This is a genomic window from Metabacillus niabensis (assembly GCF_020524345.1).
GTDB lineage: Bacteria > Bacillota > Bacilli > Bacillales > Bacillaceae > Metabacillus > Metabacillus niabensis_B.
Map to the genome: position 1 here is coordinate 110,409 of NZ_JAIVLH010000011.1, position 14,078 is coordinate 124,486.

Below are 14,078 nucleotides of genomic sequence, written 5' to 3' on the forward strand. Positions count from 1 at the left end.
TTAGCACATAAAGGATGTAAACCATGTAATCAACTAAAACATCAGTTCCTCACTACTTAACGGCCCCTTCTGCCACACCTTTAATAATTTGCTTTTGCGCAAAGAAGTAACCAATAATAACCGGAATAATCGCCAATGTTAAACCAGCTAAAGCCAAATGCCATTGTTTTGTATACTGCCCAAAGAAAAAGAACATCTTTAAAGGAATCGTGGCACTTGATTCACCTAAAATTAACGATGGTAATAAGTAGTCATTCCAAATCCAAATGACATTAAGGATTGCAACAGTAACTGAGATTGGTTTTAACAATGGGAAAATGATAAACCAAAAAACTTGAAACTTATTTGCTCCATCCACGATAGCCGCTTCATCAAGAGATTTTGAGATCCCTGTCATTGCTCCGTGGTATAGGAAAATTGATAAACTGCACCCAAAGCCCAAATACATAAAGATAAGGCCAGCTTGATTTAACATATTCGCACTACCGAATAATGAAACAAGCGGGATCATGACAGATTGGAACGGAATAAGCATCGCAGCAACAAACACTAATAGCAGGGCTGAACTAAGCTTACTTTTATTACGGGCTAAAGCATATCCTGCCATTGAAGAGAAAATGACAATTACAGCGATACTACAAACCGAAATGATCAAAGAGTTCACAAGTGAATTAACAAAATCCAAATCATCAAATGCACGAACAAAGTTTTCTGTTGCTAATGCTTCAGGGAAACTAAGAACACTCATAAAGATTTCTTTCTTCGTTTTAAAGGCATTAACAAGCATTAAGTAAAACGGTGAGAGCCATAGTAGTCCGAGCAAGAGACCAAATATTTCAATTAAAAATAAATTACGTTTACTGCTCTTCATTATATGTCAACCTCCCGTTTCTTGTTGTAATAAACCTGTGTAATAGCAATTAATGCAACAATAATAAAGAACACAACAGCCTTTGCTTGACCTAAAGCCATCTCATTACTAGTAAAAGCCGTCTTTACGATATCCATCGCTACCATTTGTGTCGAATCAAACGGACCACCATTTGTTAATGATAAGTTCTGATCATAAATCTTAAATGAGTTTGATAATGTTAAAAACATACTAACCGTAAAAGCTGGTGCAACAAGCGGGAACGTGATGTTTTTAAATCGTTGGAAACTGTTCGCTCCATCAATTTGCGCCGCTTCAATTAAGTCATGTGGAATACTTTCTAAATAGGCGATATAAATTATCATGATATAACCGGCCATTTGCCAGCATGTTAAAATAACTAATCCCCAGAAACCTGTATTTGTTGTAGACAGCCATCCACTTAAAGCTTCAATTCCAAGGACTTTCCCAATGTCATCAAACACACTAATGAAAATAAACTGCCAAATAAATCCAAGAATTAACCCGCCGATTAAGTTAGGCATAAAGAACACTGTACGTAAAAAATTATTCGATTTTATATTTCTCGTAACTAATATCGCTAAACCTAAACCTAATGCATTTAACAATATAACGGTTACAACTGAAAACTTTATAGTAAACCATAAGGCTGACCGAAAACTATCGTCCTGGAATACTCTCATGTAATTTTCAAATCCTAAAAACTGAGATGCACTTAGTCCATTCCAGTCTGTAAAAGAATAGTAAATTCCAATGATTAATGGCACAATGACAACCAGCCCTAAACCTAGTAATACCGGTGACAAAAATAACCAAAATGATAAATCTCGATTTCGCATGCTAATCCCTCCAAAATTGTTTCTACATAAGACTTCACTACAACAAGATAGCTTCTCAGGGATTTTTAAAACCTAAATAATAAACGGGTATCTAGTATTGAAATAACAGCTAACAAAGCTTTCACACTTTGCTAGCTGCTTTTAGCTTTTATTATTTTCGTTTTTCTTCCCATTTCTTAATTGAATTCGCTTCAAGTTCTTCCCAAGTCATTTCATCACTAAGGTATTTTTGCATGTTAGCTCCAAGATCATCTCCCCAAGCACTAGGATAGCCTAGGAACACCCATCCAATTGTTTTTCCTGCTGATGCATACTCATAAATCTCTTTTGAAATAGGATCTGAAATTTTTGATGTATCATATCCTTCATATGCAGGGATAAATTTAAAGTCGTTCAATACTGCTTCTTTACCAGTGTCAGAAGTGTACAACCAATCTAAGAAATCTTTAGAAGCTTGTACCGTTTTTTCATCACTGTTGCTATTTACAGCCCAATAGTTAGGAATACCTACTGGAAGGCTGCCTTCAAATCCTTCAACCGGGATTGGTAGGATGCCGACATTGTTCTCGGCAAATTCAGAATCCATTTCGTAAACTGATGGGTAGATCCAGTTTCCTTGTTGAATGATTGCCACTTGCTCTAAAGAGAAGTACTCTTCAACTTGTTGTGAATAATCAAGACTTAATGAAGGCTGAACTGAGTATTTGTTCTGTAAATCAAGCATTCTTTGCATTTCAGAGCCTTTTTCAAACCCTACTGTTTCAGCATTGAAAGCTTCTAAAACGTCATGATTAAATTCTGGAGCGAAGTATACATTTGCAAGGTGGTTACCGACAACCCACTTTTCTTTAGCTGGTAATGCAAATACAGCTTCAATACCTAAATCCTTTTTTTTGCTATCTAATGTTTTTACAGCTTTTTCTAAATCATCATATGTTAAAATTTCTTCCGGATTAATTCCCGCTTTTTCAAACATTGCTTTGTTATAGATAAGACCATAACCCTCTTGGTTAAATGGTAATCCTAATACTTTCTCACCTTCAGTAACTGCAGTTAATGTACCTTCAAGAGCTGCTTCAGCAGATTTTGTATCTGATAAATCCGTTAGATACTCTTTAAATTGATCTGCCTCAGAAGGACCGGCTATACTGAAGATTTCTGGTTCTTCACCTGATGAGAACTGAGATTTTAATGAACTAATATAATCTGTTCCACCACCAACACTTGTGATGTTAATGTTCACGCCAGGATTTTCTTCTTCATACTTCTCTGCTAATGCATTGAATTGATCATTAAACTCAACTTTTCCTTGGAAAATATCAATTGTGATTTGATCCTCTGAAGCTGCACCGTTACCAGCATCTCCACCAGAGCCACAACCAGCCAAAAGTAGTCCAGATACCGCTAAAGTTGAAACTAATTTAGAATATAATTTTTTACTCTTCATCCTGTTCACTCCTATTAAGTAATTAAAATTCGACGCAAACGCTTGCCTAAACTGAAAGGATTATTTTCTATAGTGATAAGATGTGACATTCACCATATTTATATACATCTGACTTTCATTAAACTAATTTTCTATCAGTCTAAGAAAGCGTTTAATGTAACCGCTTATATAAATCAAATAGCTCGAGCACTATTAAAAAATCAATCTTATTTAATCGGCGTCATTGTGCCAGATCTAAGTCATCCATTATTTTCAGAATTAATTAATTGGATTGAGGCGTACGCCAATGAAAGAAATTACAAAATTCTTGTTTGCAACTCTCTACAAGATTCAGATAAAGAAGCAAATTATATTAGTATGCTAAGACAAAACAGGGTTGATGGCATTATTATGTGCAGTCATTCTCTAGAAATTGAATCTTATTTGAAAGTATCTATGCCAATCGTCTCCTTTGATCGCATTATTTCATCTTCCATTTCCTATGTTGCAGGTGATAATTATAAAGGTGGAGAAATTGCAACAAAACATTTAATTGAAAACGGATGCAGAAACCTGCTTCATATTTCAGGCCCTCTGAAATATGACTTGTTGCCAAATAGAAGAAGCGATGCTTTTCAATTGACATGCTTGAAAAACAATGTCCATTTCACCATTATTGAAGGCGCACACATTAAAGCTGCATTTCAAGATAATTGGGATTTTTTCGAACAAGTAATTTCCCCACAGTTAGGAAATTATGATGGTGTTTTTTGCAGTAACGATATCATGGCATATACCCTCTATGTATACGCCACAAGAAAGGGCATAAAAGTACCTGAACAACTAAAGATTATAGGCTGCTACGATTATCATAGTTTTACACGTCTAATGCAGCATCCCAAACTAACAACAGTTAGGCAGCCTTTAGATCGCATCGGCAAAGCCCTTTGTTCTGCACTAATCGATCAGATCGAAAATGAAAGCCCAGATTTTGCAAATAATACTGTTATTGATGTTGAATTGATTCGCGGCGATACAACTTAACTTACTGGAGGTTGACATAATCGGTCGGCCTTTTTTGATTTAATCTCCATTTCCCTTCTGAACCCATGTAATAACTCTCCTATCTCCTTCATATATTGAACTGTTTAAGTAGTCAACAAAGGAGTGAAATCATCATGAATCAACAAACCCCATCTTTTGTTAGTCACATCGATCCATATGTGTATCAAACTCTTCAAGGTATCACAGGTGCTTTCGTTGTAGTTCAAACAATCCGCGGCTCAGTTTCCGGTAAGCTTAAAACGGTTATGCCTGATCACATTGTTGTCGAATCCGGTGGTTCTCCTTTCTATATTCGTACTCAACAAATTATCTGGGTTATTCCAAAAGGGTAAAGGAGGAGTACGATGTTTAAACGCGAAAACAAAATGCTGATTGCCCTGCCTGTCCCGGAACACGGAGATCCTAACGCAGCTGCTGCCGTACAGGAGCTGTTGGGTGGAAAATTCGGTGAGATGTCCACACTTAACAACTATATGTATCAATCATTTAACTTTCGGAGAAAAGATAAGCTAAAACCATTTTATGATCTGGTTGCTAGTATTACAGCGGAAGAATTTGGTCATGTTGAACTTGTTTCCAACACAATCAATCTTTTATCAAAAGGTAACACCTTTTATACAGGAAACCCTGATGTCACTCCTTTACGAGAAGGAAAAGACAGCCGAAATACTCTTCACTTTATCGCTACAGCTCAAACCGCCTTAGCAGCTGATTCAATGGGACGTCCATGGAATGGTGACAATGTATTTAGTAGCGGAAATCTTGTACTAGACTTACTTCATAACTTCTTCCTTGAAGTTGGTGCACGAACTCATAAAATGCGAGTCTATGAAATGACTGAGCATGAAACAGCCAGAGAAATGATCGGTTATTTGCTGGTTCGCGGCGGTACACATGTTTTAGCCTATGCCAAAGCACTGGAAATCGCAACTGGCGTAGATGTCAAAAAAATGGTCCCTATCCCTGATCTATCTAACCGAAAATTTGATCATGCCCGCAAGTTTGAAGATCAAGGACTAGGTAACATCCTTTATACATGGAATGATGTAGGGGATTATGCTGATATAAGACAAATTTGGAAAGGGACGAATCCTGAAAGCGGAGATCGGCTGACTGTAAAAGAGGGAGCTCCAAAAGGGGCACCAATTCCGAACTTAGAAGAATTACCTGAGGAATTTGCACCTGGAATTGACCGGGATGATTACGAAAAAATCGCGAAACGACTAATGGAAAATCTTTAGGTTGAGCTTTTATTTACTATTTTTCTAATTTATTTTCTATTATTTGAATTTATATACTGTTCCGTCTCATTTATTTTCGATTTTCCAGATTTATTCACTATTCGGGAATTTTCGACAAAATTTGATGCAAATAAAAGAGGGAGAAATCCTCCCTCCTCTTATCTCTATAAATTATTGAAGTTCCAATAATGCTACACACTCCACATGAACAGTATGTGGAAATAGATCAACCGGCTGTACCATTTTTAGTTGATAACCGAATGGTTCAAGCTCTTTAATGTCTGTAGCAAATGTATCTGGATTACATGATACATAAACAATTCGCTCCGGTTTTGAACGTCCAATTCTTCTCATCACTTTACCACCGGCACCTGAACGAGGCGGATCGAGTAGAAGAAGTTCCGGGTGACCAAAGCTCTCTAATACTTGGTCAATTCCTTTTCGTGCATCCTTCGCTAAAAACTCCGTATTTGAAATCCCATTGTCTTCTGCGTTTCGTTTAGCTGACTCAATCGACGTTTCTACTATTTCTATTCCTGCAAGCTTCCCTACTTTACTAGCAAACGGAAGGGAGAATGTTCCAACCCCACAGAATAAATCGATCATTCTTTCTGTTTTCTGCGGTTTTCCCATTTCTATAGCTAGGTCAACTAATTTTTGTGCTTGAGTAGGGTTTGTTTGGAAAAATGTATCAAACCAAAGACGGAATTTGTATCCATCCATTTCATCATGAATAAAATCGCGGCCAGCTAAGATATGACTTTTCTCCGCTTGCGTTCGATCAGCCCAATTTGTATTTTCAAGCCATAATAAGCTTTTAACTTGCGGAAACTTCTGTTCAATACGTTCTGCCAAGTCACGAACAGCTTCTTGATGTTCCAGCGGTGATTCTGTTGCAAAAACAGCCAGCATGATTTCACCTGTTGCAAAAGATTGTCTCACCATCAAGTGACGAAGCAAACCTTCATGTAGGTCCTTATTATACCCCTTCAATTGATGAACTTTCACCCATTCTGCCACTTCCATTGCCGCTTCTACCATTTCTTTTCCTGCAATTAAACAAGTTTCAAGGGAAATGATTTTACGGAAGTTGCCTTGCTCATGTAGACCTAGAGCACCTTCAGGAGAAAATGTAAACTCCATTTTATTACGATAGCGCCAAGGCTCGTCCATTCCTATTGTCTCGTTCACTAGTTTTGGATCAAACCCTTGAGCCTGGATCGCATGCTGAACATGTTTCGTTTTCTCGTTTAGTTGAGCCGGATAGCTCCAATGCTGCCATACACATCCTCCACATTTATCAAAATGTGGACACAGTGGTGCTGTTCGATCCTCGTGCGCCACCACAATTTCATCAGGCATTGCCTTTCTTCTTTTTCTTTCAGGCTGGTCAACCGTCACGCGCACTTTCTCTCCCGGAAGTGTCATTGGTATGGTCAGCTTTAGTTTCTTCGGATTTCCCAATTCATTTTTTCGCCAAACCTCTGCTCGTCCTGAACCCTTTTCATCTAAATGGCTAATTTCAGCCACCATCATTTCTCCTTTAATTATGGTCAATTGTGTTCCTCCTTCTCACTATTAATCTATAAAAACGACTACAAATGAGTCTTTTATCTTCAAAACACATACTAAACTAGTATAAAGGACTATAAACAATTATGGAATCTATTCGTACCTGGAATGAATTAACAGTTTCCAGCACAAAAATGCCCCCTCTACACGAGAGGGCAGCATTTTTATTGGGTATTAACATTCTATATCGTATATCATGTTCCACAATAAGTTTTATACGTCCCATCCAAATCAGTTGGGACTGTACAATACTTAGCCTGATCAGGTGAGTGTGCAAAAGGGTTTGATAAAGCTTCGAGCAGCTGTTCCATCACGTGGTAATCCCCTTTTTCAACGGCCGCATCCAACGCTTCTTCCACGCGATAATTTCTCGGAATAATTGCCGGATTACTTTGCTTCATCAGCTCTAATGCTTCCTTATCTGATTCCTTCTGTCTGCCTTGTCTTTCCTTCCACTGATCATACCAATTTTTGAAATCTTCCTTACTAGCTAAATCAGTTTCCTCAATGGTATCAAATGTTAATGCTCTAAACATATTTGTATAGTCTGCATTGTATTTTTGCATGATAGTTAAAAGATTTTCAACAAGGGCAAGATCCTCTGCCTCTTTATTAAAAATTCCTAATTTGGCTCTCATTCCATCAAGCCAATAGGAGTCATACAGATCAGGGAATTCTGAAATAACCCCTTGGGCAATTTTAACCGCTTCTTCTATATCATCATGAAGAAGAGGTAATAACGTTTCTGCAAAACGGGCAAGATTCCAACCGGCGAGGTTCGGTTGATTACCATATGCATAACGACCTTGAACATCAATAGAACTGAACACTGTCGCAGGGTTATATGTATCCATAAAAGCACATGGACCATAGTCAATTGTTTCCCCACTGATTGTCATGTTATCTGTATTCATTACCCCGTGAATAAATCCAACTAGTTGCCATTTCGAAATAAGCTTTGCCTGACGCTTTACTACAGTCCTCAGAAATGAAAGATATCGGTTCTCATCTGATGTTAGTTCTGAATAATGTCGGGCTATAGTATAATCAGCTAACTCTTTTAATTCCTCTTCTGTGCCCCATTGAGCTACATATTGAAATGTTCCAACACGAATATGACTTGCTGCTACTCGTGTCAAAATAGCCCCGGGTAGCTCTGTTTCACGAAGGATGGATTCTCCTGTTGTGACAACTGCTAAGCTTCGCGTTGTTGGAATCCCAAGTCCATGCATAGCTTCACTAATGATATATTCACGAAGCATCGGTCCAAGGGCTGCACGACCATCTCCTCCACGAGAGTACGGTGTACGTCCTGATCCTTTTAGCTGAATATCATATTTTTCATGATGAGGATCCTGCTGTTCGCCAAGCAAAACAGCTCGACCATCCCCTAACATATTAAAGTGTCCAAATTGATGACCTGCATAAGCTTGTGCAAGAGGTGTTGCTCCTTCTGGAATTCGATTACCCGCAAAAACAGCTAAACTCTCCTCACTTTTCAACTCCTGCACATTTAACCCAAGTGCTTTTGCTAAAGTCTCATTAAGCTTAATGAGTGTTGGGGCCTTTACAGGAGTTGGATGTTGATGACTAAACAGATTTTTCGGAAGACGGGCATAGCTATTATCTAAATTCCATCCGGCTTTTTCTACTTTATCATTTGTCATTTGGATGGATCTCCTTTTTACAATTGTTTATTGTCTGAATCGATTCAAAATTAGTCTCTCTTGTGTTCATTCTATTATACCCAATTAAAGGTCCATTTCTAAAGTTAGCGGTCTCTGTTTACAAAATAAGATAATAAATGTTTCAAAAAAGGAATATGACGGGGCATCTCTTGTAATGCATCCATAGCTAAACAGTAGTGTTCCCACATCTCCTTTTTCGCCTCTTCAACACCTAGAACAGACACAAAGGTTGAACTATCATTTTCTGCATCTATACCTGCTAACTTTCCAAGTTGATTGGATTCTCCCTCAAAGTCAAGCAAATCATCTTTAATTTGAAAAGCTATGCCTGCATGATAGGCAAAGGTTTTTAAATCTTCCATCTCCTTTTCATCTGCATGAGCAAGGATGGCCGGCATGATGAGGCAAGCCTCAAAGGCTAGACCTGTTTTATAAAAACACATTTCATTTAATTGCTCCAACGTCAGTTTCTTTCCCTTTGACTCTAAATCCATTGCCTGTCCTTTACACATATCCGCTGTCATTTGTGCAGAATATTGGATCAAATTTAAGACTGTTCTTGGATCATACATGTCTAAAGTTGCTTGTTCCTTCACTGCTTTTTGGGTAAGAAAAAGTCCTGTTAACTCTGCTGTAGCTGTTGTATACATTTCATGAAGAGTAGGACGCCCTCGGCGAATAGGTGCATTATCCTGAGCTGGCAGGTCATCAAATATGAGAGAGGCGGTATGCATATATTCTAACGATTTTAATAGCGGCTGAATGGCTGTCATATCCAATCCGTAGACATCCACTCCAATTACCCATGTCATGATGGGTCTTAATCGCTTTCCATCACCTTCAAGACTGTAATTCGCTGCCTCAACAATAGAATTCTCTTCAATAGAAGTAGAAGTTTCATAAGGAAGCTGTAATAGTGGATTGATCATATTCCTGACTTCACGGACGGTTTTGATGAACTTATCCTGTTCTTCACGGTTACTGTTTATAGATGTGATAATATGATCTCTGAGCAACTTATCAAAAAAGTCCACATTCGTTGCTTTTTTGACGAATTGTTGAATCATATGATTGAACTCAGTGATGTCAGAAGTAAAAACCTTCATTACTTCATTGTATTTTTTTGTTCCAATTCTCTGTTTAAACCTCTTTAATCCATTTATCGCACGATCAAGCATGACTTCACATGTCATCGGATCAGAATGGTAGATATTATGGATTAAATGAGAAATGACGGTCCAATACAATTCAAACGGGTTTATAAGATCATCCCGTTTATCATGGTATGTTAAATAATAGGTGTAGGGAGTAACCGCTCCAGCATTCATATCATCAAACATATCAGCAAAATCATCAGCCAATTGATTATAAATTCCATAAAAGAATGTTCTGCTTTCAAATCCTTCATCTTCAGGTGTATTCAACACGGACCGAACGATTAAACGGGATGAAGCTGATTTTAATATGACGGGGATGAACAACTCCTCATTTGAATACTTTTCATTCTCAAGATCCTTCATACGATCCTCTTCCTGGGAATGAAAGAACACATATGACTGCTCTAAGAAGGAGGACATCTTTTCAGGACTCTGATAGACCTTAATATAATCAAACGCTTGTTGAAGTTCAGAGTGGATAAATGTCATTAATTCTTTATTTTCGCCCTTCCACTCTCCTAAATCAGGTACTGATCCTGTAACGAGTGTTGTCCGGATTAACTCAGAATACGCCCTTTTCTCATATTCGGATAGAACGTTGGAATCCAGAAGATCATCAATAAAAGGGTAGGTAAGACCATAAGCATACCCTAGTCTAATGGCCTCATTAAGCTGTCGAGACCGCTCTGTCGGTAAAAGATCCTCCTCCATCTCCTCAATTGCATGCATGACCACACCGGCAATGATTTTGATTAACTTCCTTTGAGCATGAGTCGCATCCATCCCCTTCGGAATATGAAGAGATACCGTTTTAAGTTTATGAATCAGCCAAATGAAGGTTGTTTCAATTCCTTCCTTCTTAGCCCATCGGTATAAAGAGGACATGTCAAACTTCTCCTCTAATGAGTCAGAAGTTTGCGTAAGTTGCGTTTTTAATGATTGAACAACATGTTGAATCCTGGACTTTGTTTCAGACTCATACAATGTCTTGCCTAGATCCCGCATATAAATGTATGAAACACTTCTCTCCAAGTAATGATCGAGTTTCCCTTTCTTCTCCATCCATTGAATATATTTGTTGTAATTCTGTGAATCATCTTTTTGCTCCCAACGAGAAAAGAAGGACAATAACCTGTTAGTTCCAAGATGATGCTGTTTCCATGAAGCAAAATCGTTCGTTAACGTTGTTACATATGTTTTCTGTAACAACTGCTTATATAATGATGAAAAATAATGAGATGCTTGCTTTTCAGCTAAAAGATAGCCTTCATCTGCATTTTTAATAAACACTTTATTCATAGTGAACATTCCTCTACTTCTTGTTTGATGCTTCCAAAAATTATACCAAAGTATAGTGAAATATAAGCGAAAATTGACCTGGTTATTCTCATTAATTCAACTCACCATGAATAAAGTTTTTAAATTCCTTTTAAAACAGACGATTCCAATACACGAAGAAAAATTTGAACCTTTTTATATCAACTCTTCTATTAATTCAACAGCAGAGATAAAACGCCTGTGATAATCACCACTCAAGATGTTATACGTGATGTTTTGGTTATCTAGTAATTCTTTTAAGGATTCATTATTATGAACACGCATTGCTTCTTCCCCATGAACCCTTAAACCATCATCAACCCACTTAACATCAGGCTCTAAAAATAACCAAAGATCATAGTCTTGCAATTTGGCCATTTCATCCAGAACAGGTTGATGCTCCTGATTATAAAGGTTAGAGTAAAACTGTGTAACTATTGCCTCTGTATCAACAAAGACAAGTTTATTCGCCTTTTCTATCGCCTTATATTCCTCCATTTTATGACCATATGCAATCTTTTGATAATCTTCCTTGGCGATAACCCCATCACACCCGCCTAATTCCTCACAAACAGTACGACCATATTCAGAGACATAGGTTGTGTTATATAATTTTGCAAGGTTTCTGGTAAGGGTTGATTTTCCACAACTCTCTGTTCCAATGATGACAATCTTCTTTATAAAATAAGGTTTCACTACATCAGGTATAAACTCCCAATGATTAAATACACCTTCTTGACGGATTTTTGTTGCAGATATGCTGACTGAATGACGTTCCGGATCAATCAACACATGCTTGGAGTTCGGGTACAGCGCCTGAAATATCTCTCCATATTCATACTCAGAACTAAATACATAGTCAATCTGTTTTCCAATTTTCCCTTTTATTAACTCTGCACCCTCTGCCCAATTATAATCATCATTTCCCTGATCATCCTCTATTGAAATAACCTTAACCTGCGGCATATCTCTTGTTAATTGGGATAGCCAACGCAATCGAACTTGAGGCGGTATATATTTCATTTTTGACTCAGAGAACAGCTCTGTATCACGCTTTTTACTATGAGACAATACAACATAAAGTTCATCGACCATTGTAGATGCATGAATGATGGCATAAACATGCCCAAGATGAAGCGGCAGAAATTTTCCGCCTATAAATCCAACTGTCATTTACTCCGCCTCCGTATTTTGCTTTGAAAATAACTTTCTCCAATTGATATATCCATAAATACTGTTTACTAAAAACGCCGTCCACATAACCAGCATCGAGAAGTCGTTTCCACCTTGTGTAAGGAGTACACTAATCCATAGATAAATAGATAGGATATTGACTGATATCCATAGTAACCATTGTTCGGCAAAGCGTTTTAACATTAAAATTTGTGCCATTACAGACAATACATTTGTCGCTGAATCAGCCCAGACACTATTTCCACCTAAATACTTCAGAAAAAATCCATAGCCGATTATAAGAATCACAGCAGTCGATATGGTATAGAACCATCCTGCCTTTGAGAGCCGCTTTACCTTTACATCCTCACCACTTACTCCTTGATCTGTTCTATGCTTATTCCATAGATAGATCCCGATAAATTGGACCGGAAGATAAAACAATCCATTTAACATTGCCTCTCCATATAGACCGTACCCATAAGAAATATACGCATAGGTTGATGTTTGAATAATCCCAAAATAGTAGTTTGATATTTTCCCTTTTGCTACTAACACAACACAAAGCATTCCTGTTATAGAAGAAATTAACCCAATGAGTGAATCAGACCAAGCGAAGAAAAGATAAACATTAACAACAGTAAAAATAAGCAGCCATAACTTTTCAAATAATGTCCAATCTCTCAACATCCAAACACCTCTCCTTTATCCCTTAAGTTTTTGGTTATAGATTGAAACCTTCGGCTGGAAATCAGTAAACCGGTATAGCTGAGCAGGTGTTTTCGAGTATCGATTTGATTTCTTCAGTTGACCATTCTCCGTAACTGCTTCAATAAACGGCAGCTTTGGTGCCTTTCTAAAGAAAGCAGCATCGGTAGATATGGATAAATCATCTAGAATTGTTAATAAAACACCCTGCAATTCAGATAGCACAAACTCTTCTGGTAAAAAGTGTTGGGCAAGTGTTGTAAGAGCCATATCCTTTTTTATAAACCAAAGCGCATCATCAATAATTTGACGATGATCAAAGGCAAGAGAAAGGTTAAGAGCCTCTTTGATCGTAAAGAGTTGAATATCTGATGCATCATATGTTGTCTTACGGTTTCTCAATGCTTCTTCTTTCGCAATGACATAATGAGCACTTGAAATGATCCATCCCCGTTTATCTCTGTTTGGAGAATCATACGTGCCAAAATGTTTTATCCTCAATCCGCTGACACCTGTTTCTTCTTCAAGCTTATGTTCTGCTGCCTGTAATGCAGTTTCGTTAGAACGGACGAACCCTCCCGGTAATGCCCACTTCCCCGCCTCCATATTTGGATTACCCTCATGGTCTGATTCACTGCGTTTAATAAGCATGATTTTAAGTTTTTTTAAAGGAGGCTTGTGATCTCCATTATGTTCAGAAGTAATGGTAAATACAGCAATATCACTCGTATATCCATCCGGTGTTATAAATCCAGTCGATTTTCTACTCACTCCAAGCACCACCGATTAATTAACATTTTGTTAATTAAAATATAATCTCTTTCCTTAATAGAGTCAAGAAAATTTTGGAAAATATATCACTATAGATTTTATTCTCATAAATCTTTCAACTTTCGCTATTAATCTATCAATTGACCTCAATGATCTATTTTTTCATAAAATTCTAAAAAACAATTTTTACCTTCCATTCACAATCAACATTATTCGTGTTAAACTAACT

At 37.5% G+C, this 14,078-nt stretch carries 12 protein-coding genes; 3 read left to right on the forward strand and 9 right to left on the reverse strand.

The genetic code is table 11. From position 1 onward, the window contains the following. Positions 1-52: 52 nt before the first annotated feature. From LC095_RS13535 to LC095_RS13545, 3 genes are all read right to left on the reverse strand, one after another. Positions 53-871, reverse strand: coding sequence for a carbohydrate ABC transporter permease (locus tag LC095_RS13535; protein ID WP_226528645.1), 819 nt, complete (start codon positions 869-871; stop codon positions 53-55). Beyond that, positions 871-1,731: a carbohydrate ABC transporter permease gene (locus LC095_RS13540; RefSeq protein ID WP_226528646.1), complete on the reverse strand. Its 861-nt coding sequence runs from the start codon at positions 1,729-1,731 to the stop codon at positions 871-873. The genes LC095_RS13535 and LC095_RS13540 overlap by 1 nt, the downstream gene beginning before the upstream one ends. Before the next feature lie 151 nt (positions 1,732-1,882). Next, positions 1,883-3,178: an ABC transporter substrate-binding protein gene (locus LC095_RS13545; protein WP_226528647.1), complete on the reverse strand. Its 1,296-nt coding sequence runs from the start codon at positions 3,176-3,178 to the stop codon at positions 1,883-1,885. Positions 3,179-3,250: 72 nt separating this feature from the next. Between LC095_RS13545 and LC095_RS13550 the strand changes: the two genes are divergently transcribed. The 3 genes from LC095_RS13550 (at position 3,251) to LC095_RS13560 (ending at position 5,463) form a co-directional block, all read left to right on the forward strand. Then, the gene (locus LC095_RS13550; protein ID WP_226528648.1) at positions 3,251-4,201 is read left to right on the forward strand and encodes a LacI family DNA-binding transcriptional regulator; all 951 of its coding nucleotides are present in this window, start codon (positions 3,251-3,253) and stop codon (positions 4,199-4,201) included. Positions 4,202-4,335: 134 nt separating this feature from the next. Beyond that, positions 4,336-4,554 carry a YuzF family protein gene (locus LC095_RS13555; protein WP_226528649.1) on the forward strand — a complete coding sequence of 73 codons (219 nt, stop codon included), beginning with the start codon at positions 4,336-4,338 and terminating at the stop codon, positions 4,552-4,554. Positions 4,555-4,566: 12 nt separating this feature from the next. After that, complete coding sequence (locus LC095_RS13560; protein ID WP_226528650.1) at positions 4,567-5,463, forward strand: manganese catalase family protein; 897 nt, start codon at positions 4,567-4,569, stop codon at positions 5,461-5,463. A gap of 171 nt (positions 5,464-5,634) precedes the next feature. Here LC095_RS13560 and rlmD read toward each other — a convergent pair whose 3' ends face one another. The 6 genes from rlmD to LC095_RS13590 all read right to left on the reverse strand — a co-directional run bounded on the left by rlmD (position 5,635) and on the right by LC095_RS13590 (position 13,849). Further along, positions 5,635-6,999 carry a 23S rRNA (uracil(1939)-C(5))-methyltransferase RlmD gene (rlmD, locus tag LC095_RS13565; protein WP_413467487.1) on the reverse strand — a complete coding sequence of 455 codons (1,365 nt, stop codon included), beginning with the start codon at positions 6,997-6,999 and terminating at the stop codon, positions 5,635-5,637. Positions 7,000-7,229: 230 nt separating this feature from the next. Beyond that, a complete protein-coding gene (locus LC095_RS13570; RefSeq protein ID WP_226528652.1) occupies positions 7,230-8,702 on the reverse strand; it encodes a protein adenylyltransferase SelO in 1,473 nt (490 codons plus the stop codon). A gap of 104 nt (positions 8,703-8,806) precedes the next feature. After that, the gene (locus LC095_RS13575; protein WP_226528653.1) at positions 8,807-11,188 is read right to left on the reverse strand and encodes a polyprenyl synthetase family protein; all 2,382 of its coding nucleotides are present in this window, start codon (positions 11,186-11,188) and stop codon (positions 8,807-8,809) included. A 165-nt stretch (positions 11,189-11,353) separates the two neighbouring features. After that, positions 11,354-12,370, reverse strand: coding sequence for a multifunctional transcriptional regulator/nicotinamide-nucleotide adenylyltransferase/ribosylnicotinamide kinase NadR (gene nadR, locus LC095_RS13580; RefSeq protein ID WP_226528654.1), 1,017 nt, complete (start codon positions 12,368-12,370; stop codon positions 11,354-11,356). Beyond that, positions 12,371-13,060, reverse strand: coding sequence for a nicotinamide riboside transporter PnuC (gene pnuC / locus LC095_RS13585; protein WP_226528655.1), 690 nt, complete (start codon positions 13,058-13,060; stop codon positions 12,371-12,373). Positions 13,061-13,075: 15 nt separating this feature from the next. Further along, a complete protein-coding gene (locus tag LC095_RS13590; RefSeq protein ID WP_226528656.1) occupies positions 13,076-13,849 on the reverse strand; it encodes an NUDIX domain-containing protein in 774 nt (257 codons plus the stop codon). Positions 13,850-14,078: the final 229 nt, after the last annotated feature.